Origin of the sequence: Micromonospora sp. NPDC048169, assembly GCF_040652815.1 — a bacterium.
Taxonomy (GTDB): Bacteria; Actinomycetota; Actinomycetes; order Mycobacteriales; family Micromonosporaceae; genus Micromonospora.
On record NZ_JBEZMS010000005.1, the window covers coordinates 215,135 to 237,226 of the forward strand.

Below are 22,092 nucleotides of genomic sequence, written 5' to 3' on the forward strand. Positions count from 1 at the left end.
GGATCCCGTCACGGTGCGGAGAGCTGCTGCGGCGCCAGCTCGTAGCGGCTCAGGCCGCCGGCGGGGGTGCTCCTGCCGAAGGCGTCCAGGCGTCCCCAGCGGCCGGGGACGTCGAGCAACGCCACGTACTCGAGGTTAGCAGGCAGGGCGGGCCGGGCCACGAGATCGTCGCCGACCGGCCGGAGGCCGAGCATCGTCCGCAGGAGCAGCAGCGGCGCGCCGGCCGACCACGCCTGCGGGCTGCACGCGGTCGGATACCGGATCGGATACCGGGTCTCCGAGCGGGCGTGCCCGGCGAACGCCTCCGGCAGCCGGCCGTCGTAGAAGGCCGCCGCGTCCAGGATGCCGGCCGCGATGCGGGCCGCCTCGTCGGCGTACCCGTAGCGCCGCAGACCCCAGGCGATGAACGAGTTGTCGAACGGCCAGATGGTCCCGACGTGGTAACCGACCGGGTTGTAGCGGGCCTCGCCCTCGGCCAGCGTGCGGACACCCCAGCCGCTGAACATCGCCGGTGACATCAGGTGCCGTACCAGAGCCTCGGCCTTCGGCTCCTCGACGATGCCGCTCCACAGCAGGTGGCCGATGTTCGACGACAGGGCGTCCACCCGGCGGCCGTCGCCGTCCAGCGCCAGCGCCATGTACTCGCCGTCGTCGATCCAGAAGTCCTGGTTGAAGCGGCGCTTGAGGTCGGCGGCCTCACGTTCCAGCCGGTCCGCGTACGCCGGGTCGTGCCAGATCTCGCGGGCCAGCCGGGCGGTGCGCACCTTCGCGTCGTACGCGTACCCCTGGAGTTCGCAGGTGGCGCGGGGGAAGCCCGGCAGCCGGCCGTCGCGGTAGGAGATGCTGTCCCACGAGTCCTTCCAGCACTGGTTCTCCAGGCCGTTCACCGTGTTGCGACGCTCGTAGGAGACGTACCCGTTGCCGGCCCGGTCGGCATAGTGGTCGATCCAGTCGATCGCTGCCCGTGCCTCCTGCTCCACCGCGCGTACGAGGGCGGCGTCGCCGGTCCACCGCTCGTACTCGTCGAGCAGCACGAGGAACAGGGGAGTGACGTCCGCGCTGCCGAAGTAGGGGCTGTGCGGTGTCTCGTCGAAGACGGTCAGCTCGCCGTAGCGCATCTCGTGCAGGATCCGGCCCGGCTCCTCCTCCCGGAAGTCGTCGATCCGGCTGCCCTGACGGAAGGCGAGCACGGTGAGCGTGGTGGCGGCGAGTTCGGGCGCGAACGGCAGCGCCTGGAGGCTGGTGAGGATGCTGTCCCGGCCGAACAGGCACATGAACCAGGGCAACCCGGCCGCCAGCACGCACCCGGTCCCGGCGAGGAACGGGCTGAACCGCAGCGCGGCCAGGTCGATGAGGCTCTGCCGGTAGGTGTTCTGCAACGGCCCCCAGCTGGTCTCCAGGCGCGGCGCCCGGTCCAGCCACTCCCGTAGTTCGCCTGCCTTGTTCCGCTCGGCGCCGGCGGCCCGTCCCGGCAGGCGCAGCCGCTCCAGCCCGCGGGGCAGGGGGAGGTCCGGCTCGGCCGTCAGCCGGGTCTGCCACCGGCCGTGCGGTTCGATGTGCACGCGCAGCGTCAGGCCGTTCTCGTCCACCTCCGCCGGAGCCGTCGCGGACACGATCGTCTCGCGGCGGTAGCGTTCGCGCTGGTAACCCAGGACGAGTCGCGGGCCGTCGACCCGACGGTAGTGCCGCCCCTCGCGGTTCGTCGTGCCCTCCTTGACCGCGAAGAGGTCCGCGAAGTCCGCGTCCACCTCGATCCGCACGGTCAGGTCGACGGGCCGCCGGTCGTTGTTGACCAGGAGCAGGTCCTCCTGGAGTCCGCTGTCCAGCCGGTGGGTCCGGCGCACCTCGAGCGTGCTGTTGACGTAGACGTCCTGACTGCCCGGAACCAGGTAGAACCGGTTCTCGAAGTACTGGATGTCGTCGATGGACAGCGTGCTGAGCCGCTCGCCGTCGATGGTGAGCTGCCACCGGGACAGCAGACGGGTGTCGTGGGCGAACAGGCCGTGGGTGGCGTCGGCCGCCGGGACGATGTCGCCCGCCCGGTCGCAGACCAGGAAGGTCGTCCCGTCGAAGATGCCGACGTGGTCGTCACCCATCGTCGTCTCCCCGGTGTCGTGCCGGGCGCGAGCCGGGCGGGGAGGGGAACAGCCGGCGTACGGTCGCGAACAGCCGCGGGCTGCCCTCCACCTCGGCCTCGCCGCGCAGGACGGTGGTCAGGAAGTACGCCTCGCCTCGCGCGATCCGGTCGAAGACGGCCCGGTCCGCCCGGACGACCGCGTCTCCGCCGGTGGCCTGCCGCGTCGCCGTGACCTCGCCCCGGGCGACGGAGACCAGCCAGTGGTCGACCGAGCCGTCGCCGGCGATGTCGAACCGGACGGTGCCCTCGTGCAGCGCTGTCGGCCCGCGCTGCCTGCGCTGCCCCAGGCTCCGGAAGAACTCTTCGGTGGCGTCGACCATCGGCCCTCCTTCCGATGGCGCTATTCCCCGCAACGGGGCCCGTCGTCTCACCCGGAACGGGTGAAAAACGGCGGATCTATTCCTCGCGCAGCAGGCGCAGGATGCGGGCCAGCTCGGCCCGGTCCTCCGGTGCGAGCGCGCCGAAGAACCGTTCCGCCTCGGTGGCCCGCGCCTGCCGGATCGCCGCGCCCACCCGCTCGCCCTCGGCGGTCGGCTCGACGAGCGTGGCCCGCCTGTCACCCGGGTCGGGCCGCCGCCGCACCAGGCCACGTTCCTGCAACCCGTCGATCACCTCGGTGGCCGAACGCGGGGCGATGCGCAGGTGCTCGGCGAGCGCGCCGGGCCGTAGCGCGCCGTGGCGCATCAGCACGCCGAGTGCCCGCGCCTGCCCGGGGCTGATCTCCCACGGTTCCAGCGCGCGCTTGGTCTGGTGCCGCAGCCGGCGGGTCACCGCCCAGAACGTCTCGGCCAGGCTCTCGTCGCTGCCGCTCACGGGGAATACGGTAACAGGCTTTCGTGTTGTTCCCTCATGTTGAGGTAACCTCAGCATTGTTGGTGGCAGCATCGTCCCCCACACGAGGAGCACCCTTGGATCGCATCCCCGACGGCCGCCGCGACGGCCGAACCGTCTCCCCGGCCGAGAAGGCCCAGGCCCGCGACGTGTCCCTGCGCCGCATCGGCGGCCTGTTCACCGCCCACCGAGGCCCGCTCGCCACCGTGGTGGCGATCATCGTGGCGTCCTCGATCATCGCGATGGCGACGCCTTTCCTGCTGCGTACCGTGATCGACAGGGCCCTGCCGGAGCGTGACCTGACGCTGCTGGCCTGGCTGGTCGCGGGCATGGTCGCGGTCGCCGCCGTGACCGCCGTGCTCGGCGTCGTCCAGACCTGGATCTCCACCCGCGTCGGCCAGGAGGTCATGCACCGGCTGCGCACCGACGTCTTCGCCCACCTCCAGCGGCAGTCGATCGGCTTCTTCGTGCGCACCCGCACCGGCGAGGTCCAGTCGCGCATCACCAACGACATCGGCGGCATGCAGTCGGTGGTCACCTCCACCGCCACCTCGATCGCCGCCAACCTCACCACGGTGGTCGCCACCACCATCGCGATGCTGGCGCTGAGCTGGCGCCTCACGCTCGTCTCGGCGGTCGTGCTGCCGCCCGCGCTCTGGCTCACCCGCCGGGTCGCCCGGCTGCGCCGGGAGATCACCGCCCAGCGCCAGCGGGAACTGGCCGACCTCACGGTGACCATCGAGGAGGGGCTGTCGGTAAGCGGCGTGCGGCTGGCCAAGACGCTCGGCACCGGCCCCGCCCTGGTCGACCGGTTCACCACCTCCTCGGCCCGCCTGGTCGACCTGGAACTGCGCTCGGAGCTGGCCGGACGCTGGCGGATGGCCGCCATGAGCATCGTCTTCGCCGCCATCCCGGCGGTGATCTACCTGGGCGCCGGCCTGCCCGGCACCGCCGGCACGCTCACCATCGGCACGCTCGTCGCGTTCACCGCGCTGCAGGGCAACCTGTTCCGGCCGCTGATGGGCCTGCTCAACGTCGGCGTCACGCTCACCGCGTCCCTGGCCCTGTTCGCCCGCATCTTCGAATACCTCGACCTGCCCGTCGAGGTCGCCGAGCCGGATCGCCCGGTCCCGCTGGACCCGGCCACCGCCCGTGGCCACCTGCGCGTCGAGGACGTCACCTTCAGCTACCCGGGCAGCGACACCGCCGCCCTGGCCGGCGTCAGCCTGGACGTCCCCGCCGGCACCAGCCTCGCCCTGGTGGGGGAGACCGGCTCCGGCAAGAGCACACTCGCCGCGCTGATCAGCCGGCTGCACGACCCGGACGCCGGCCGCGTCACCATCGACGGGATCGACCTGCGCGACCTGCGCCCGGCCGACCTGGCCGCCGTCGTGGGCGTGGTCAGCCAGGAGACGTACCTGCTGCACGGCACCGTGCGGCACAACCTCCGGTACGCCCGCCCCGACGCCACCGACGCCGACATCGAGGCCGCCGCCCGCGCCGCGCGCATCCACGACCTCATCAGCGCGCTGCCCGACGGGTACGACACCATGGTCGGCTCACGCGGCCACCGGTTCTCCGGCGGCGAGCAGCAGCGCCTGGCGATCGCCCGGACCCTGCTGCGCGACCCGCGGATCCTGGTGCTGGACGAGGCGACCAGCGCGCTGGACACCGAGACCGAGCGCGCGGTCCAGCGGGCGCTGGACGAGCTGGCCCGGGGCCGCACCGTGGTGACCATCGCGCACCGGCTCTCCACCGTCCGCGACGCCGACCGCATCGCCGTCCTCGACCACGGCCGGATCGTCGAATCCGGCACCCACGACGCGCTGCTGGACCGGCGCGGCCGCTACGCCGCCCTGGTCGGCTGAGCACCGGCCCGCGCGGTGCCGCCGGTGCCGGGCCCGGCGGGCTCGTCGGGGCCGCTTTCGCTGCCCGGCCCGTCGGGCCCGTCGGGGCCGCTTTCGCTGCCCGGCCCGGCGGCGCCGATGCCCGACGCCAGCTCCAGGGCGGCCCGGATCGGGTCGCCCGCCCAGCGGCTGGCGAACGCCTCGTGCAGCCGCCACCCGGCCCGGATCAGCGTGCGCTGCCGTTCCAGGTGCGCCGCCGCACCGTCCGGGTGCACCCCGCAGATCACCCCGACGGCGTCGGCGTCCCCGCCCACGCAGAGGTCGACGCGCCACCGGCCCACCGGATATCCGGGCCGCACCGGCAGCCCGAGCCGGCTCAGCTCCTCGGCCAGCTCGGCGGTCCAGCCGGTCACCGGCACCGCCTCCGGCGCGACGGGTGGCCGGTCCGCGTAGGCCAGGAAGTCACCCACCAGGCCCTCCGGCGAACGCAGCGAGGTGACCACTGTCAGCCGCCTCCGGGCCCGGGTGACGAGCACGTTGAACAGGTTCGGCCCGGCGGCGAACCGGTGCCGTGCCGGCGGGTCGCCGTCCACCAGCCCGAGTGAGGCGATCACCACGTCCGCCTCGCTGCCCTGGAACGCGTGCACCGTGCCCGAGCGCAGGCCGAGGCGCTCGATCTCGTCGACGTCGTACGCGGCCAGCAGCGCCGCCTCCACCGCGTCCGCCTGCGCGCGGAACGGGGTGACCACCGCGATGCCGCCCGGCGGGGGATCGGCGGCGAGTCGCCGTACCAGGTCGAGGACGGCGGTGACCTCGGCCTGGTTGACGCCGTCGACAACGCTCGCACCCTCGACGGTCACCACGTCGATGACGTCGGCGCGCTCGTTGCGCGGATGCCGGGTGACCAGTTCCAGCCGGTCGCCGTAGAACCGGCGCGCGGAGAACCCGATCAGGTGCGGCACGGACCGATGGTGCTCGCCCAGCCAGGTGACCGGGGCGGCGCCGGTGGCCACGTCGAAAGCGCTGGACCGGCGTACGTCGAGCCGGTCGCCGAAGCGTTCCAGACCGTGCCGGCGCAGGGTGGCGGCCACGTCCACGTCGGCCACGAACGACACGAACCGCAGCTGCCGGGGGTCGCCGGCCACCAGCGCCCGCCGGGCCCGGGCCAACGCCGGCGCGGCCCGCAACTGGTCGATGTGCGCGGCCTCGTCGAGCACCACCAGGTCGAACATCCCCGGCATCGGGGGCAGCAGGTCCTCGACGTCGGTGACCGTGCCGACCCACAGCGGCAGCGCCCGTACCAGCGCCCGGGCGTCCAGCCCGGCGAGCAGTTCGCGGCGGCGGTTGCGTCCGGCCCGCAGCGCGGCGGCCAGGCCACCCGTGGCACGCCGCGCCGCGTCGCTCCACCGGTGGGCGCTCGTCGCCCGGTGGCGCATCGCCGTGCCGACGGCCTCGGCGAGCGCCGCCTCGGCGGTGGCCAGGGCACGCCAGGAGCCGGCCAGGTCGGTACCGCCGGTGGCCGCCAGCCGCGCCGCCGCCCGTACCGCGCCCGCCGCCTCCACCGCTGTTCGCAACCGTTCCGCGGGTACGTCGCCGCCGCTGAGCCGGCGCAGCCGTGTCCCGGCCCGCGACCGCCGCCAGCGCCGCCACCAGCCGTCACCGGGTGCCGTCGACGCCACCAGCGTGGTGTGGACCGCGTCCAGGTCGGTGTCCGGGTCGAACAGGTGGGGGAGGTCCCGGCTCAGGGCGGGCAGCAGCGGCTGCCAGTCGGGCAGCGTGGCGGCCCGGTGTTCCTGGTCGAGGGCGGCGGTGATCGCGTCCGACAGGGCGCGTACCCGGTCGGCGGCGGACGCCACGGCGGCCTCGGCGGTCCGCAGTGTGGCGTCGTCGGTCCCGGCGCCCGCGCCGCCGGCCAGATCGGCGGCGATCGTCTCCCGGCGCTCGGCGTCGCCGAACAGCACCGGTGCGGGGCCGCTGTGCCGGCGCAGCAGTTCACCGAGCACGTCGGCGGCGTGCACCGACTGGGTGGCCACGAGCACCGACCCACCCCGGTCCACGGCGTCCAGCGCGGCGGCGACCAGGGCGTGGCTCTTGCCGTTGCCCGGTGCGCCCGAGACGACCACCACCGGTTCGACGCGGGTACGCCGCACCACGTCACGCTGGGCAGGACTCAACGGCAACGGCGACAGCACCTCCGCCTCGCCGGCCACGCCACCGGCGTCCGCGCGCCGTCTGCCGTCCGCGCGCCGTCCGCGGCGGCCGCCTCGGACGTTGCCGCCGACTGGGACGGTCTCGCCGCCCTGGCCGGTGTAGAGGCGACTCAGGGCCGTGTCCGCCAGCCCGGGCCGGACCGCCCAGGCGAGCAGCGTGTCGCGTAGCCGGCCGCCCAGCACGTCGCGGGTGGTGAAGAGCGCGGCGGCGGCGACGCCGACAAGTGTCTCGTCGTCGACGCGGCGGGGCGGTCGCGCCTGCACCGTCGCGAGCTTCAGGCCGGCGGCCTCGGCGGCGGCGGTGATCCACGCCCTGGTGCCGGGCGCACCGAGCCAGCCGGATCCGGCCAGCCCGGGGGCGGCCTCCAGCCGGCCGGCGAGGTCCCGATCCTCGATCAGCGTGGTCAGTTCCAGGTCACCGGCCGGCACGATCCGGTAGGTCCGGCTGGTGCGCTCCAGGCGTACCGGCTGGGCCAGTAACGGCACGCGGACCCGCCGGTGGCTGCCGTCGAGGTCGGCGCCGCCGACGACGAAGGCCAGACCCCGGCGCAGGATCCGCTGGTCGCGGTGCAGCGCGTCGAGGGCGGCCAGCCGGTCCAGCCGGGCGTCGCGCGGCGCGCGGTCGGGCCCGGGCAGCCAGATGAGCGGCCGGCCGGCGCCGGAGACGTCGAAGGCCCGCTCGGCGCCGGCCGGGGCCAGGTCGGCGAGCGCGGTGAGGATCTCGGCCGCCTCCATCGCCCGCGATTGTGCCGTACGTGCTCCCGGCCCGGCCACCGCCGAACGACGCCGCCGGGCGACGGAATGTAGGAAACCTTTGCCAAGACATTCATCTCTGTAGCTATTTACCCGGCGGGACGGCTGCCCTAGCATCGATTTACATCGTTGTCGATGAAGAGGAGAGGTCGATGTCCCTGACGTTCACCGCGGCCCGGATGCGCGTGCCCGCAGTGCTCACTGTCGCCGTCGTCGCCGGTGCGATGCTCGGCGTGCAGCCCGCGCAGGCCGCCCGGCCGGGCTTCCGGATGCCGTTCCTGTGCGGCCAGACCTGGCAGGGCAACAACTGGAACGGGCACAGCCCGGCCCACGCCATCGACTGGAACCACTACGACGCCAGCGGCAGCCCCGACGACCTCAACCGCCGGACGGTCGCCAGTGCCGCCGGCACCGTGCTGGAGTCGTACTACTCCACCACCTCCGGCTACGGGAACACCATCGTGATCGGGCACGGCGACGGCTGGCGCACCCGGTACGCCCACCTCAACTCCCGGGCCGTGGAGAAGGGCGACACCGTCAAGCGCGGCGACGTCATCGGGCGGGTCGGCGCGACCTCGGCGAAGTACGACCTCAGCCCGCACCTGCACTACGAGCAGATCCACGACGGCAGCGTCGTGGTGGCCGTCGTCCAGGGCGTCACCTGGTCCGACGGGCTCAAGCGCAACCAGACCAGCACCAACGCCTGCTGACCGGCGCCGGGACCCGATCCGACGCCGCCGTCCCGGCCTGACTGGCGGGCTCAGACCGCCGGCGGCTCCGGGCCGTCCGCCCGCGACCGCTGTCCCGGGGCCGGACGCGGCGCGGGCGGGGGGAGCAGCGGCTCCAGCGGGGTGAACGACTCGACCGGACCGTCCGGCTGTGCGCCACGCCGCCCCTGCCCCGGGCCGGTGCCCGCCCCGCCGGGCGTCCCGCGCGCGTCCGCCGCCCGGTCGCGCTGGTCGCGCCGGTCGTGCTCCTCGGCGTACCCGGCGCGACGGCGGGCCAGGTCGCGCTCGCACTCCAGTGCGATGCGCTGCTCCCAGTACGGCTGGAGCAGCCGGCGTACCCGCTCGTCCAGGTGCACTGTGACGTCCGGCTCGCAGGTGAACGTCACCTCGCCGTGCGCGTACGTCCAGGGCGGCGGGTCGTCGTCGGCGAGCGCGGCGGTCAACGCGGCGTGCAGGTCGCGCGGGCGGTGCGGCGGCACGTCCACCGCGTACCGGACCGCGAGCCGGTGCAGGCGCTGCGTGGCCTGCCGCTGGAAGTAGTCCACGTACCAGCCGAACAGCTCCGGCCGCGCCGAGTCCGACGACCAGGTGTAGGTGGCCCGGACCAGGAACACGTACACCTCGCCCTGGGCCGGCACCGCGAGCGGCTCCGGGACGCGCCGGTCGACTGTGGTCACCGGCGTCACCGGCTCCTCGGTCCACCAGAGCTGCCGCAGCGTCGGCTGCGCGCCGTCCCAGAAACGCCGGGCCCGTACGCGCGCCGCCTCGCCGAACGCCCGCGCCCGCCCGGCCCACCGCCGTCGGCCGTCCGCCGGCACGCCGGGCTCCGGCGGGCCGCCGGCCGGTTCGGGCCCCTCCGGCACCGCGGTCATCGCACCCCCTCCATGCCGGATCGCGGCACCGTGTCCCGCGGCGTCGGGACGCGCGGGCCGTCGGGCGAGGGGTGGCCGGACCGCCGTGGCGGTCCGCGATCCACGCTAACAACCCCGACCGGTGTACGCGCGCAGCCGCGCGCACGGCGCGTTCGGCCGGTGCCGCCCGCTCCGGCGGGTGCGGGGCCGGATGCTGACCGATCGGACGAGCCGTCCCGTAGTCCTATCCGTGGGACTCGGAGCGGTTTCGGTCCCGTTCACGGGACCAACCATCCAGACTCGATGATCACGCCTTGATCGGGCTCCGTCGCGCTTCGTAGCGTGAGGATCCGCCATCCGCCGGGGAGGACCACACCACATGGGCGTAGACGCTCGCGACGCCGCCGGCCGGACCGTGCAGTTCGTTCGTTCCCTGGCCGAGCGGCAGTACGACCGGGTCTGGACCCCGGACTTCCTGGACCTCACCCCCGACGTGCAGGGCTTCGCCGTCTTCCACCGTGGGGGCCTGGTGCTTGTCTACGGCGCGGTGTCACCAGACGACCCGGCCCGCTGGTTCTTCCGGATGGCGTGCGCGGCCGGCGCCGACGTGCCGGACATCTCCGGGGCGATGGCGTGGGCGAACATCCGCAACCGGCTGGCCGAGGCCGGGCGCTACTACTGCGTCGTGAAGGCCGACCAGAGTGCCTGCCACGTGGTGTTCGCGCTCGACGTGCGCAGCCCGCTGCTCGACGACGTGACCGCGCCCGACGCGCACGTCGTGCGGGAACTGCTCCACTTCTCGCTGGCGGTGTGCGTCCACAACGCCACCGCTGACTTCCGCGACCTGGCCTCCTATCTGCCGGCGCGACCGTTGGCACCGACCGAGATCGACGCCTGGACCCTGTTCGCCGGCACCCAGGACTGATCGCGCAGCAACGGTTCGCCGGCTCGGCGCAGTCCGGAGAGCTGCACAAATATCTCCCGCTTCGCGGTGACGACGCCACGGCGGTTCAGGACGTAGCCGGTCAGCCAGATCCAGCCGGTGTGCGGCACCTCGGGGCCGACCGACACGACCCGGAACGTCAGCGCCCGGTCGCCGCCGAACTGCACCGACGCGCGGCCGTCGACCTGCAGGAGGTGGCCGGGTTGCGGGCGCACCGCTACCAGTGGCCGTCGTTGGGCGGGCGGCACTCCCGGGCGTGCATGGTCTGCCAGTCCCGCAGGGCGCGCTTCAGCCTGTCGTTCTCCTGCGCGAGCAGGCGTACCCGGCGGTGCAGTTCGGTCAGCTCGTCGGCGACCAGGGCCTGGAACTCGCGTACCTGCTCGGGGTCGACGCCCTGCCTGCGGGCGTCGAAGGCGTGGGTGCGCACCTCGTGCGGGGTGAGCCGGGAAGGTAGGCCGGTCAGGTAGAGCCGGCCGGGTCGGTGCAACGTCACTTCGGTCCTTCCATGAGCGGGGGACAGGTGTGGAAGGGCGGGCCGTCCGCACGCCGGCTGCGGACGGCCCGCCCGCTCCGCCCCCGCAGCCCGGATCGGCGGTACGGAGGCGGAGCAGTCCGGAGGGTCGGGACGGGTACGCGCACCCGCCCCGACAGGGGGATGAGCCGAACCCGTTGCCACGCGAGGAACGGCCCGACAGCAACACTAACGGCTTAGCCGTTTAAGTCAACCACTGATTGTTGTGGCCTGTGGGCGTTTCGTGATCGAATTGGCGTGCCACGCAAGGAGCGCCATGCCTACGACACCCGACTACATCCGCATCTCCGACGACATCATCGCTGCTGTTCGGAGCAAGCGGCTCAAGCCAGAGGATAAGCTGCCGTCGATCGCCCAGATGGCAGCGGACTACAAGGTCGGTACCTCGACCATCCAGATGGTCTATGTCCGCCTGGAGGCGCTCGGCGTTATTCGGCGCCACCAGGGCAAGGGCATCTTCGTGACCGACCCGGAGACCTGGATGAGAGAGCCGTAACCGGCGTCAGCCCAGCAAGCCCGCCTCGGTCGGCGCGCGACTCGCCATACTGGCGGCGATGACTGCTGACGTGCGTACCGAAGACGGTTGTCGCCTGTGGGCCGACCAGGTCGGCGCCGGGTCGCCGCTGGTGCTCTGTCACGGCGGCCCCGGCGTCTGGGACCACCTCGGCCCGGTCGCCCGGCTGCTCGGCGAGCACGCCCGTGTCATCCGGTGGGACCAGCGTGGTTGCGGGCGCTCCGAGCGGCGTGGCCCGTACTCGATCGGCCGTTTCGTCGCCGACCTCGACGCGGTACGCGAACACCTGGCCGGACCGCGAACGGCGGTGCTGGGCCACTCGTGGGGCGCGCACCTGGCGCTGCGGTACGCGATCGAGCACCCGGAGCGGGTCAGTCACCTGATCTACGTCTCCGGCACCGGCATCGACGCCGAACGCGGCTGGCATCCGCACTACGAACGCAGTCTCCGGCGGCGGCTCGGCTCGCACCTGAAGCGGTGGGAGGCGCTTGGCGCGCGGGAGCGCAGCCCGGCGGAGGACCGGGAACGGGCCGTTCTGCAGTGGTCGGCCGACTTCGCGGACCCCGACGCCGCCATGACGCACGCCGAGGACATGGCCACGCCGTGGCTGGGCATCAACCACTACTGCAACCGGGCCGTCAACGCCGAGGTGAAGCGGGAGCTGAGGGAGGGCGGCATCGCCGCGCGGTGCCGCACGCTCGACCTACCGGTGCTGATCATCGACGGGCCCGAGGACATCCGTCCCCGCTGGGGCGTCGACTCGCTGGAGAAGGCGCTGCCTCGTTGCGAGCGGGTCAGTCTCCCCGGATCCGGTCACCTGCCGTGGGTCGAGAATCCACACGGCTTCCGCCGGGCCGTGGCCGCCTTCCTCGACGGCCCGGTGTGAGCCGCGTCCGGAACCTGAAAGCGGGAGCCATCGGTAGCGGCCTGTCGCGGAGATCGGTACTTACGGGTACACCCGTCCCGTCGATGGGACGGCTAGAGTCCCAAGGCCACACAGCGAACAGAGTAGACAGTGTCGCTCTCCACCTCCCAGCTGTCAGGAGCCGGCAATGGGTAACGAGATTCAGCTGATCAGCGACGGCGACGGAATGGCGGTCATCGGAGATCCGACGGCTGTCGAGCGTTTCCTCGTCTCCGAGGGCCTGCCGTCGAAGGACCTCGGGCTGCCTCGGCTCGGGTCTGTCCTCACGGTCGGGGCGGCAGCGGCTCAGGCCGGCTCCGAGATCGCCGCCAACTCGGGTCGTTGGGTGCAGCTGACCCAGGAGTCAGCGCAGCTCGTCCACAAATTCGGTCTGATGCCGACGAAGACCCCAGGTGTCAGCCACGCGATGGTGGGAGATCCAGGCTCGATCCACAAGTGGCTCCAGATCTCGAAGGGGCCCGGGGCGGTCGCCGGCAACCCGGCGCTTCTGGCCGGCGCGGCGGGGCTCATGGCGCAGCTCGCGATGCAACAGAGCATGAAGGAGATCACCGACTATCTCGCCACCATCGACGAGAAGGTCGACGATGTGCTCCGCGCCCAGAAGGACGCCGTGCTGGCCCGCATGATCGGCGTCGGCTTCGTCATCGAGGAGTCCATGACCATCCGCGAGCAGCGCGGTCGGGTCGACGAAGTCACGTGGTCGAAGGTGCAGGGCGCGCCGGCGACGATCGCGGAGACCCAGGCGTACGCGTTGCGTCAGCTCGACGCGCTCGCGGAGAAGCTGGAGCGCAAGAGCGCGATCGGTGACCTTGCCAGGGCGGCCAGGGAGGCGGAGTCGAAGGCGCAGGACTGGCTTGTCGTCCTGGCCCGCTGCTTCCAGCTGCAGGACGCGGTCGCCGTGCTCGAACTCGACCGGGTACTGGACGCGTCGCCCGACGAGTTGGACGGGCATCGCATCGGGCTGAGGAACGCCCGGCAGAACCGGCTCGAACTCATCTCCCGGTGCACCGAGCGCCTGCTGGCCCGCATGGAAACGGCTGCGGGCAGGGCGAACGCCAAGGTGTTGCTGAACCCGATGGACTCACCGGCGGTGGTGAAGTCGAGCAACCACGTCTCGACAGCCATCGTCAGTTTCCACGGGCGGCTCGGCATCGAGGGGGACCGGCAGTCGTCGGAGGCGAGGCGATGGACGGACGCGGCCAAGGAGGCGAGGGACAGGGCGCTCGAGACCGGAGCGGACGGCGTCGACGTCGCCCGGCGCCTTGGCAACGACACCTTCGACCGGGCCAAGTGGGCGACGGGCAAGCTCTCCGGCCGGGTCGGCGGGTGGGCGCTTCGCCGGCGCGGGGAGGACGACGAGCGCCGGTCGGGGTAACGACAAGATCCGTTCTGGTGCAGGCTGGCGGCGTGGTGCGTTTCGTGCGCTTACGCCTGGCGAACGCTGCCGATGCGCAGAGATCTTGGTACGAAAGGGCCCTCATAGGGGCTGCCCTCATAGGGGCCGTTTCCTACCAAGATCTATTCGTGTCTCGCCTGGGCGTCAGCGAGAAGTCGACGCAGCAACATTTATGGATGTTTGGCTGGTGTCGGCGCGTCGATCGTGCTGGTCGGATGGCGGAACGGACATCGCCGTTCGACGATGACAGGAGGGACCGTGCGCACACCATCCCGTGCGTTGACGGGGGCCACCGCGCTGCTCATGGCAGCCGGGCTGGTCCTGACCGCCGCAGGCGGCGGCCAGGCGGCACCCCGGGAACAGGCCCGTACCCAGGCGCCACCCGACCACCTGCCGGGCGACCGGCACGACACCAAGGCCACTGACAACCGCAAGGGCCGCGTGGCCGCCACCGAGCGGCAGCGGGACCGCGCCGCCGCACTCGGCGCGCGCGTGCGCTGGACCGACTTCGGTACGCCGGCCACGCTCACCTCGACCGGCAAGCCCCTGGCCACCGGCCTGCCCGCCGACCCGGCCGCCGCAGCGCGCGCGTACGTCGCCGCGAACCGGGACGTGCTGGGGTTGACCGCCGAGGGCGCCGCCGCGCTGGAGCTGCTCACCGTGGCGCCGATGGGGCAGGGCGCGACGGTGCTGTTCCGGCAGCGCTTCGGCGACCTGCCGGCCGCGGTCGACGGCATGCTGTCGGTCGGCGTACGCGACGGAGCGGTGTGGCACGTCAGCTCCTCGCTCGCCCGCGACGCCGGTACGCCGGCCCCGGCGACGATCAGCGCCGAGCAGGCCCGCACCGCCGCCATCGCCGACGCCGGCCGTGCCGACGCGCGGGTCGTGCGTACCTCATTGGTGGCGGTGCCCACCGCGGACCGGGGGGCGCGCGCGGCGTGGGAGGTGGTTCTCGGCGCGGACACCACCGGCGCGGACCCGGCGGCCTACTCGACCTACGTGGACGCCCGCGACGGCGCCGTCCTGGTCCGCGAGGACCTGATCGACCACGACGCCGACCACCCCTCGTGGGAGGTCTTCCCGAACTCGCCGCGTGTCGACAGGTCCTCGGTCGACACCCGCAAGCGGTGGTGTGCCGTGCCGGCGCGCGGCTGCGACGAGGTGGTGGGCGTGCCCGGGCACCCGGCGTGGGACGTGGACCCGGCGACCGGCCAGTCCACCACCACGACCAAGGGCAACAACGCGATCGCGGTGCAGAACTGGTACAGCAACGACCCGTTCAGCGTCGGCACCGAGCCCGCGACGCCGCGCCCGGACCGCCGGTACGACTACCCGTGGACGAACCAGTGGCAGGAGCAGCGCTGCAACCCGGCGGTGTTCACCTCGCCGCAGGCGAACGACATCGACGCGGCGCGGGCGAACCTGTTCGCCATGCACAACCGGATGCACGACTGGACCTACCACCTCGGGTTCACCGAGGAGACCTGGAACATGCAGCAGGACAACCTCGGCCGCGGCGGGCTCGGTAACGACCCCGAGCAGGGCAACGCCCAGGCCGGCGGCGTCAGCGGCGGCCCGCCCACGTTCGCGGCCCGCAACAACGCCAACCAGATCACCCCGCCGGACGGCGTCGCGCCCACCACGAACATGTACCTCTGGCAGCCGATCGCGGGCTCGTTCTACGCGCCCTGCGTCGACGGCGACTTCGACATGTCGGTGATCGCCCACGAGTACGGCCACGCGGTCTCCAACCGCATGATCGCCGGCCCGAGCGCCGGGGTCAGCTCGCCGCAGGGCATGAGCGAGAGCTGGTCCGACCAGCTCGCCATGGAGTACCTGTTCGAGCACGGGTACGCCGCGCCCGGCCGGCGCGGCTTCACCATCGGCGAGTACACCACCGGAGACCCGAACGCGGGCATCCGCAACTACAACATGAGCGACAGCCCGCTCAACTACAGCTCGCTCGACTACGACCTCGCCGGCCTCCAGGTGCACGCCTCCGGCGAGGTGTGGAGCGCCACGAACACCGACATCCGCGCGGCCATGATGCGCCGCTGGGGCAGCGGCACCCCGGCCGTCCAGAAGGCGTGCGCCACCGGTGCCCGCGACGTGACCGCCTGCCCGGGTAACCGGCGCTGGATCCAGCTGGTCTTCGACTCGTTCCTGCTGATGTCGGTCAGCCAGGTCAGCATGGTCGACGCCCGGGACGCGATGCTCGCCGCCGACCGGATCCGCTTCGGCGGGGCCAACCAGGACCTGCTGTGGAACGCGTTCGCCAAGCGCGGCCTGGGGGAGGGCGCGGCCAGCGTCGGGCACACCGACGCCGACCCCACGCCGGGCTTCACCTCGCCGTACGCGCGGGAGGCCGCGCTGCGGTTCCTGCCGGTCGGCGAGCGCGGGCTGGTCGCCGGCGCGCAGCTGTTCGTCGGGCGCTACCAGGCGCGGGCCGTGCCGGTGGCGGACACCGACGCGGCCACGCCGCTGACCGACCGGGTCGAGCTGGTGCCCGGCACGTACGAGTTCGTGGTGCGGGCACCCGGCTACGGCCACACCCGGATCGGTCCGGTGACGGTCAAGGCGGGCCAGAACCGGACGCTGCCGGTGACGTTGCGACCCAACCTGGCCTCGGCCGCCGCGGGCGCGACTGTCACCGGTGACGGCATCAACCTGGAGCGGATCGCCGACGACGACGAGGCCACCAACTGGGCCGCGCTCGGTGCGCCGGTCGCCGGCCGGCAGGTCACCGTCGACCTGGCCGGTGGCGTCCAGCAGGTACGCCGGGTGCAGGTCAGCGCCATGTTGCGCCCGCCGGTGGCCGGTGACGCCGACGCCGGCACCCAGAGCCGGTACTCCGCGGTGCGGCAGTTCCGGGTCCTCGCGTGCACCGCGGCCGGGCCGGTGACCTGCGCCGACGCGGCGGACTTCCGCCCGGTCCACACGAGCGCGCCGGACGCCTTCCCGGCGGTCGCGCCGCGTCCCCGGGCGCCCGAGCTGATCATGCGGTCGTTCGACATCCCGCGTACCACTGCCACGCACCTGCGCGTCGAGGTGCTGACCAACCAGTGCACCGGCGCACCGGACTACGCCGGTGAGCAGGACGACGACCCGCAGGCGGCGACCGACTGCGCCACCGCCAGCCCGCAGGCGCAGAACGTGCGGATCGCCGAGTTCCAGGCGTTCCCGCGCTGACCCACCCGGCGGGTGCGGACGGTCGGCGCGAGTCGCCCGTCCGCACCCGCCATCGTATGTTCACAGTCGATTCGAGGCGTCGTCGCCGGATCGGGGCTGTACGGCGGGCAGGATCCCCGACAGACTGAGCGCCGATTGGTAATCAACATCGATCGATGCGTAACCGTCTCGTTCAAGGAGGATCCCTTGACCCCGTTCCGCGCCGCCGTCACCCGCGTACGCCGCGCCCTCGCCGCGTCCGCCCTGGTCACCGCCGTGGCCGCCGCCGCGCTCGTCGCACCGTCCACGGTCTCCACCCGCCTCGCCGAGCCCGCCGTGGCCGCCGTGTACGGCTCCTGCACGCAGTCCCGCTGCGCCGACGCCCGCACCGCGCGGTCCGGCTGGTCGGCCAAGAGCTTCCCGACCAGCCGCGGCTGGTACTCGTGGAGCGGCGGCCAGTGCAACTTCGCCGGCGGCCGGTTCTACAACTACGAGGGACAGCTTCCCTCCGGCGCCACCTACTACGAGTACGACGTCTACCCGCGCGCCTGCAACGCCTCCCGGGACGCGTACCGGATCGTGGTCAACAAGAGCACCGGGGCGACCTGGTTCTCACCCGACCACTACGCCAACTTCTACCGGCTCTGAGCGGCCTCGGCGCCGGCCGGGCACTCTGCGCCCGGCCGGCGCCGTCGGGAAAGGACGAAACCATGGGCGCGGCGTCCCCGCAGGCACCGGCCTGGCTCGTGTACGGCGACGCCGCACCCGAGCCGGACGGCGTGCCGGTCCCCGGCGCGCAGGCCCGCACCCGGGCCGGGCTGCACGAGACGCTGGCCGGGGCGCTGGCGCTGCCCGGCTGGTACGGCCACAACTGGGACGCCCTCGCCGACGCGCTCGCCGACCGCCTCGACGACGGTCCGCTGACGCTGGTCGTGACCGACGCGGCGGACCTGCTGGCCGACGAGCCGCCCGCCCAGCTCGGCACGCTGCTCGACGTCCTCGGCGCGGTCGCCGCCGGTGGTCACGAGACGCTGCGGGTGGTGCTGCACGACCACCCCGACCGGCTGCCCGCCCTGCGCGCCTGCGTCGCCGCGGCGCTCAACGGCCACGTCGGCACCCCACCCCCCACAGCCTGACCCCACCCCACCCACCCGCCCTCGGGACCGCCCGGTGATCAAGGGGTTTGTGTCCGGATCGGGCGCCCGCCGCGACACAAACTCCTTGATCACCGCCGCTGGGGGAGGGGGACCTGAAGTTGGCGGGGGTGGGACGCACGGGATCAGGTGGGGTGGTCGAGGATGGCGCTGAAGCGCTCCTCGGCCAGGTCGAGCTGGGCCAGGATGTGCTGCTTGACCGGCGCCGACAGCGGCGTGTCCGGGCGGGCGACCAGGTCGCGGAAGACCGGCACCAGGGGGCGGTACTTGGTGGCGGCGCGGACCACCTTCGGCCCGACCGTGTGGATCACGCCCACGCCGTTGTCGGTGAAGTCGGACACCTTGATCACCCGGGCCCAGGGCTCCCGTTCCAGGCTCGCCGCCACGTGCTCCCGGTACTGCTCGTCGCGGTCTCGCCCCGGGTCGTACGCGGGGTTGGTGACCGCCGCCACCAGCCGGGCGACCCGCGCGCCGAACCGGTCCGACAGCGCGGCGAGCGCGGCGGCTGTCGCGTCCGCCCCCGGATCGGGATCGAGCCCGGCCAGTTCGGCGGGGTGGTCCTCGACCGCGTCGTGCAGCAGCCCGGCGACGATCACGTCCACGTCCCGCACCTGGTAGTGGTGCATCAGCCGGATCGCCACCCGCAGCAGGTGGTTGAGGTACGGCTCGCGTACCCGCCGGTCGTCGCGGTGCAGCTCGGCGGCCAGGTCGAGCGCCTCGGTCAGCCGGTCGCGGGCGGCCTCGTCGAACGCCTCGATCTCCAGCCGGAACCGGGCCAGCAGGCCGGGCTCACCGTGGATCTCGGTGATCGCGTGCATCGGCATGGTGGCGAGGTACGCGGGGAACTCCATGCGTCCCTTATAGCTGATCTTCGCTAGATCCGGTGACCGCCTGGCCGCTCACGTCGCCGGTGAGGCGCTTGACCAGGCGTACGCAGGTGCCCTCCGGCGTGCCGACGATGGTGGCCTCGTCCATCACCCGCGCCATGATCAGCCGACCACGGCCCCGGTCGCCGGTCTCGTCGCCGTCGGCCGGGCGCCAGCCGCCCCGGTCGCGTACCTCGATCTCCAGCCGGTCGCCGCGCAGCTCGGCCCGCAGCGTGGTGATGCCCTCGGCGGCGAAGCGGTAGCCGTGCTCGATGGCGTTGGCGCACGCCTCGCCGGTGGCGATGAGCACGGTGTCGACATCCCAGTCGCTGACGCCGTGCGCGTGCAGCCAGCCGCGCAGCCGTTCCCGGATGGCCGCGAGCCGGGCCGGGTCGGCCGGCAGGTCGATGGTGAGGACCGGGCCGACGTCCCCGGATGTCCCACCCGTCACGTCCGGCCCTCCGTCCCGTGCCCGTCCCCGGGCCTGGGCGCCCACTCGCGCTGTCACCGCCTGATTCTCACCCTGTTGTCCCCGGTGGCCGCCGGTTCATTCCCCCGGCGGCGGTGTCCGTCAAGGTGATCATCGCGCATCGAGGGCGGCGTGTCAGCCGGCGGCCCGGCGAAGGCGGCGACGACAGTGGGCCGGCGACCCCCGAGGGGACGCCGGCCCACGACGATCGGTGCGCTCGGGCGCAGGTCAGAGCGGCAGTCTCCCGGCGCCCGCCCAGACGTCGACGACGTACGGGACCAGCGGGGCCGGCAGCGGGCGGGCGGCGCGCAGCGTGGGCGTCCACCCGGCGTCGCCGCCGAGGTCCGGATCGTGGGCGGCGTTGTACGCGGCGAGCAGGTCCACCGGCCGGGCCGGGCGGTCACCCTGCCGGACCCAGGTGCCCCGCTCGGTCAGCGCGGTACCGCCCCAGTCGTAGAGCAGGTCGGCCGGAGTGGTGTCGCCGGTGAGGGTGAAGAAGTTGTTCTCCGCGTACAGCGCGGACCGCACGCCGACGCCGAGGGCGTACGCGAAGCCGGGGCCGCCGAGCCGGTAGTGGTTGTTGTGCACGTCGACCTGGCCGAACCGTACCCGGGGCAGCCGTTGCAGCGTGCCGTCGAACAGGTTGTGCCGCACCGTGACGTTGAGCCGGCCCACGTCCGGGCCGACGGTGTTCGACGAGCCGATCAGCATCACCTTGTCCCGCCCGGTGAACCGGTTCCAGGACACGGTGACCAGGCTGGCCGTGTGCGTGACGTCCACCGAGCCGTCGTGCACCTGGTAGGGGCGGCCGAAGTGGACGGGCTGGGCGCTGTCCGGGTTGTCGCCGTCGGTGAAGGTGTTGTGGTCGATCCAGACGTGCTCGCTGCGCCGCACCGAGATCTGGTCGTACTGGGAGTTCCAGTTGCCGGTGTCGCCGTCGGTGGGGGACCAGGCCGGGAAGCAGTCCCGGGCGTCGGCGAACTCGATGTTGCGCACGATCACGTTGTCCGCGCGGTCGATCATCAGCGTCAGGCCGGTGAGCCGGGCGCCGCGCAGCCCGACGATAGTGGTGTTCGGCCCGACGTTGATCTGGGTCTGCCGGGTCTGCGCGGCCACCGACCGCACCCGGGCGGCCTCCAGCGGCCCGCTCGGGTTCGCCCGGCCCCACGTCGACGGGTCGTACGCGGCCAGGTAGGCGGGCAGCGAGTACTCCGGGTCGGCCAGGTCGGCGCAGTCCAGCGGCGTGCCGTCCGGTCCTTCGAAACCGTCGACGGTTCCGGCCACGTACACGATCTTTCCGGTGGCGTCGGCGGCGTTCGTGGCGTTGTCGCCGCCGAGCGCGGCGACCAACTCGGCGCGGGTACGCACGACGCGTACCCGGTCCGGCGCGGCGGCCGACCCGCCGGTCGTGCCGGTGCCGGCGGCGGCCCAGCCGTCGTTCGCGGCGAGGGCCTGGCGGCCGATCAGCTCGGCAGCCCGGGACGGCTCACCGGGCGCGGCCGGCGCGGGGCCGGCGGTGGTGAGGACGAGCGCGGCGGTCAGCGCCGCGACGACTGCGGTTCGGGTATGCATGACTCGGTCCGATCTGTCGAGGGACATTCACTGCACCGGCAGGTCCACCACGTACGGCTTGACCGCCCACGGCACGCCCGCCTCGGACGGCAGCGCGCCGGTCTCCGCCGCCGCCCGCAGCACCGCGCCGATACCCCGCACCATCAGCACCCGCTGCGGGCCGTCGCCCGCCTCGCGCACCAGGTCCCCGCCGAGCGGCGCCGGTTGCGGCGCGTCACGCAGCGCGTCCAGCACCGCGGTGAACGGCTCGGTACGCGCCAGCGGCGCGATCAGCGGCGTGCCGTCCGCGCGGTGGTCGAGCAGGTTCGCCAGCAGCCCCCGGCGGCCGGGCACCGGGCGGAGCGTGTCGTCGCCGGGTAGCCGCAGCCGGTCGGTCGGGTACTCAAGCACCGCTTGCCCGCGCTCGCCGGTGACCAGCACCTCCCCGGCCACGTGTTCCTCGGCGGCGAGGGTGAGCGCGGCCAGCACCGGCGGCCCGGCGTGCGGGGTCAGCCGCAGCACGGTGGTGTCGTCCACCTCGATCGGGCGGACCCGGTAGCGCTCCACCTCGATCCGGGCCCTGCGGACGGGTGCGCCGGTGACCGATTCGGCGACGGCGAGGCACTGCATCAGCGCGTGGGCGAGCGGGTTGGCGAGCGCGCCGTCCAGCGCCGGGCGGCCGTCCAGCGACCGCCGTCCGGCCCAGGGGGAGCGGGCGTAGTAGGCGTCCGGGCGCTGCCAGGCGGCGAGCGTGGCGATGCCGGTGACCGGGCCGAGCCGCCCGAGCGCGCCGGTCAGTTCGGTCAGCGCGGCCGAGCCGAGCGCCTGGAAGTTGACCTGCACGGCCCGGCCGGCGGCACCCGCGGCGGCGCGGAGCGCACGGTGTCCGGCGAGGTCGAGCACCGGCGGCTTCTCCAGCAGCAGGTCCGCCCCGGCGGCGAGCACGTCGAGCGCGATCGGCAGGTGGGTGTGTGGCGGCGTGCAGACCACCACCACGTCAGGGTGGGATTCGGCGAGCATGTCCCGGTGGTCGGTGAACACGCCGGTCTCCGGCGGGACCGGCGCGTCCGGTTCGGCCTCCAGCGGGCGCACGTCGACGAGTGCGACCAGCCGCGCCCGCCCGGCGGCGTGCAGCTCCCCGATGGTCCGGCGGTGCCAGCGGCCGTGCCCGTTCGCCCCGACCAGTGCCACGCGCGGCGGCCCGCCGCCGTTCACCG

20 protein-coding genes are annotated in these 22,092 nt (G+C 73.4%); 9 read left to right on the forward strand and 11 right to left on the reverse strand.

Annotation, left to right across the window (positions count from 1 at the left end):
* Positions 1-8: 8 nt before the first annotated feature.
* The 3 genes from AB0D28_RS07195 to AB0D28_RS07205 form a co-directional block, all read right to left on the reverse strand.
* A complete protein-coding gene (locus AB0D28_RS07195; protein WP_357383165.1) occupies positions 9-2,096 on the reverse strand; it encodes a glycogen debranching N-terminal domain-containing protein in 2,088 nt (695 codons plus the stop codon).
* Positions 2,089-2,457 carry an SCP2 sterol-binding domain-containing protein gene (locus tag AB0D28_RS07200; protein WP_357383167.1) on the reverse strand — a complete coding sequence of 123 codons (369 nt, stop codon included), beginning with the start codon at positions 2,455-2,457 and terminating at the stop codon, positions 2,089-2,091. Before AB0D28_RS07200 ends, AB0D28_RS07195 begins: the two co-directional genes overlap by 8 nt.
* A 76-nt stretch (positions 2,458-2,533) precedes the next feature.
* Positions 2,534-2,950, reverse strand: coding sequence for a MarR family transcriptional regulator (locus AB0D28_RS07205; protein ID WP_357383170.1), 417 nt, complete (start codon positions 2,948-2,950; stop codon positions 2,534-2,536).
* A 95-nt stretch (positions 2,951-3,045) separates the two neighbouring features.
* On the opposite strand from AB0D28_RS07205, the gene AB0D28_RS07210 reads away from it, so the two are divergent.
* Positions 3,046-4,836: an ABC transporter ATP-binding protein gene (locus AB0D28_RS07210; RefSeq protein WP_357383172.1), complete on the forward strand. Its 1,791-nt coding sequence runs from the start codon at positions 3,046-3,048 to the stop codon at positions 4,834-4,836.
* Here AB0D28_RS07210 and AB0D28_RS07215 read toward each other — a convergent pair.
* Positions 4,815-7,760: an AAA domain-containing protein gene (locus AB0D28_RS07215; RefSeq protein WP_357383174.1), complete on the reverse strand. Its 2,946-nt coding sequence runs from the start codon at positions 7,758-7,760 to the stop codon at positions 4,815-4,817. The two genes, AB0D28_RS07210 and AB0D28_RS07215, sit on opposite strands and share 22 nt — an antisense overlap.
* 170 nt (positions 7,761-7,930) lie before the next feature.
* On the opposite strand from AB0D28_RS07215, the gene AB0D28_RS07220 reads away from it, so the two are divergent.
* Entirely contained in the window at positions 7,931-8,488 is a 558-nt protein-coding gene (locus tag AB0D28_RS07220) for a M23 family metallopeptidase (RefSeq protein ID WP_357383176.1), read from the forward strand.
* Positions 8,489-8,538: 50 nt separating this feature from the next.
* Here AB0D28_RS07220 and AB0D28_RS07225 read toward each other — a convergent pair whose 3' ends face one another.
* Positions 8,539-9,378: a hypothetical protein gene (locus tag AB0D28_RS07225; protein ID WP_357383178.1), complete on the reverse strand. Its 840-nt coding sequence runs from the start codon at positions 9,376-9,378 to the stop codon at positions 8,539-8,541.
* 358 nt (positions 9,379-9,736) lie between these two features.
* Between AB0D28_RS07225 and AB0D28_RS07230 the strand changes: the two genes are divergently transcribed.
* Positions 9,737-10,282 (forward strand): hypothetical protein, encoded by a 546-nt coding sequence (locus AB0D28_RS07230; protein WP_357383180.1) that lies wholly within the window; start codon positions 9,737-9,739, stop codon positions 10,280-10,282.
* Here the strand turns inward: AB0D28_RS07230 and AB0D28_RS07235 are convergent.
* Together AB0D28_RS07235 and AB0D28_RS07240 are read right to left on the reverse strand one after the other, a co-directional pair.
* Positions 10,210-10,515 carry a hypothetical protein gene (locus AB0D28_RS07235; protein ID WP_357383182.1) on the reverse strand — a complete coding sequence of 102 codons (306 nt, stop codon included), beginning with the start codon at positions 10,513-10,515 and terminating at the stop codon, positions 10,210-10,212. The genes AB0D28_RS07230 and AB0D28_RS07235 overlap by 73 nt on opposite strands.
* Before the next feature lie 2 nt (positions 10,516-10,517).
* On the reverse strand, positions 10,518-10,793 hold the full coding sequence (locus AB0D28_RS07240) for a DivIVA domain-containing protein (protein ID WP_357383184.1): 276 nt from the start codon (positions 10,791-10,793) through the stop codon (positions 10,518-10,520).
* A 295-nt stretch (positions 10,794-11,088) separates the two neighbouring features.
* On the opposite strand from AB0D28_RS07240, the gene AB0D28_RS07245 reads away from it, so the two are divergent.
* The 6 genes from AB0D28_RS07245 to AB0D28_RS07270 all read left to right on the forward strand — a co-directional run bounded on the left by AB0D28_RS07245 (position 11,089) and on the right by AB0D28_RS07270 (position 17,971).
* Complete coding sequence (locus AB0D28_RS07245; RefSeq protein WP_357383186.1) at positions 11,089-11,328, forward strand: winged helix-turn-helix domain-containing protein; 240 nt, start codon at positions 11,089-11,091, stop codon at positions 11,326-11,328.
* Positions 11,329-11,386: 58 nt separating this feature from the next.
* Positions 11,387-12,232, forward strand: coding sequence for an alpha/beta hydrolase (locus tag AB0D28_RS07250; protein ID WP_357383188.1), 846 nt, complete (start codon positions 11,387-11,389; stop codon positions 12,230-12,232).
* A gap of 166 nt (positions 12,233-12,398) precedes the next feature.
* On the forward strand, positions 12,399-13,646 hold the full coding sequence (locus tag AB0D28_RS07255) for a hypothetical protein (protein WP_357383190.1): 1,248 nt from the start codon (positions 12,399-12,401) through the stop codon (positions 13,644-13,646).
* A 300-nt stretch (positions 13,647-13,946) separates the two neighbouring features.
* Positions 13,947-16,856, forward strand: coding sequence for a M36 family metallopeptidase (locus AB0D28_RS07260; RefSeq protein ID WP_357383192.1), 2,910 nt, complete (start codon positions 13,947-13,949; stop codon positions 16,854-16,856).
* Between the two features lie 186 nt (positions 16,857-17,042).
* Positions 17,043-17,483, forward strand: a complete 441-nt coding sequence (locus AB0D28_RS07265; RefSeq protein ID WP_357383194.1) for a ribonuclease domain-containing protein — start codon at positions 17,043-17,045, stop codon at positions 17,481-17,483.
* A 62-nt stretch (positions 17,484-17,545) separates the two neighbouring features.
* Positions 17,546-17,971, forward strand: a complete 426-nt coding sequence (locus AB0D28_RS07270) for a barstar family protein (RefSeq protein WP_357383196.1) — start codon at positions 17,546-17,548, stop codon at positions 17,969-17,971.
* A gap of 143 nt (positions 17,972-18,114) precedes the next feature.
* Here the strand turns inward: AB0D28_RS07270 and AB0D28_RS07275 are convergent, their stop codons facing one another.
* The 4 genes from AB0D28_RS07275 to AB0D28_RS07290 all read right to left on the reverse strand — a co-directional run bounded on the left by AB0D28_RS07275 (position 18,115) and on the right by AB0D28_RS07290 (position 22,066).
* Complete coding sequence (locus tag AB0D28_RS07275; protein WP_357383198.1) at positions 18,115-18,840, reverse strand: HD domain-containing protein; 726 nt, start codon at positions 18,838-18,840, stop codon at positions 18,115-18,117.
* Between the two features lie 7 nt (positions 18,841-18,847).
* The gene (locus AB0D28_RS07280; RefSeq protein ID WP_357383201.1) at positions 18,848-19,306 is read right to left on the reverse strand and encodes an ATP-binding protein; all 459 of its coding nucleotides are present in this window, start codon (positions 19,304-19,306) and stop codon (positions 18,848-18,850) included.
* A gap of 246 nt (positions 19,307-19,552) precedes the next feature.
* Positions 19,553-20,896 carry a pectate lyase gene (locus AB0D28_RS07285; protein ID WP_357383203.1) on the reverse strand — a complete coding sequence of 448 codons (1,344 nt, stop codon included), beginning with the start codon at positions 20,894-20,896 and terminating at the stop codon, positions 19,553-19,555.
* Between the two features lie 27 nt (positions 20,897-20,923).
* Positions 20,924-22,066: a Gfo/Idh/MocA family oxidoreductase gene (locus AB0D28_RS07290; protein ID WP_357383205.1), complete on the reverse strand. Its 1,143-nt coding sequence runs from the start codon at positions 22,064-22,066 to the stop codon at positions 20,924-20,926.
* Between the last annotated feature and the right edge of the window lie 26 nt (positions 22,067-22,092).

Coding starts and splice junctions, on each gene's coding strand:
- AB0D28_RS07195 (WP_357383165.1), bottom strand. CDS start 2,096: ATGGGTGACGACCACGTCGGCATCTTCGACGGGACGACCTTCCTGGTC.
- AB0D28_RS07200 (WP_357383167.1), bottom strand. CDS start 2,457: ATGGTCGACGCCACCGAAGAGTTCTTCCGGAGCCTGGGGCAGCGCAGG.
- AB0D28_RS07215 (WP_357383174.1), bottom strand. CDS start 7,760: ATGGAGGCGGCCGAGATCCTCACCGCGCTCGCCGACCTGGCCCCGGCC.
- AB0D28_RS07220 (WP_357383176.1), top strand. CDS start 7,931: ATGTCCCTGACGTTCACCGCGGCCCGGATGCGCGTGCCCGCAGTGCTC.
- AB0D28_RS07225 (WP_357383178.1), bottom strand. CDS start 9,378: ATGACCGCGGTGCCGGAGGGGCCCGAACCGGCCGGCGGCCCGCCGGAG.
- AB0D28_RS07230 (WP_357383180.1), top strand. CDS start 9,737: ATGGGCGTAGACGCTCGCGACGCCGCCGGCCGGACCGTGCAGTTCGTT.
- AB0D28_RS07245 (WP_357383186.1), top strand. CDS start 11,089: ATGCCTACGACACCCGACTACATCCGCATCTCCGACGACATCATCGCT.
- AB0D28_RS07250 (WP_357383188.1), top strand. CDS start 11,387: ATGACTGCTGACGTGCGTACCGAAGACGGTTGTCGCCTGTGGGCCGAC.
- AB0D28_RS07255 (WP_357383190.1), top strand. CDS start 12,399: ATGGGTAACGAGATTCAGCTGATCAGCGACGGCGACGGAATGGCGGTC.
- AB0D28_RS07270 (WP_357383196.1), top strand. CDS start 17,546: ATGGGCGCGGCGTCCCCGCAGGCACCGGCCTGGCTCGTGTACGGCGAC.
- AB0D28_RS07275 (WP_357383198.1), bottom strand. CDS start 18,840: ATGGAGTTCCCCGCGTACCTCGCCACCATGCCGATGCACGCGATCACC.
- AB0D28_RS07285 (WP_357383203.1), bottom strand. CDS start 20,896: ATGCATACCCGAACCGCAGTCGTCGCGGCGCTGACCGCCGCGCTCGTC.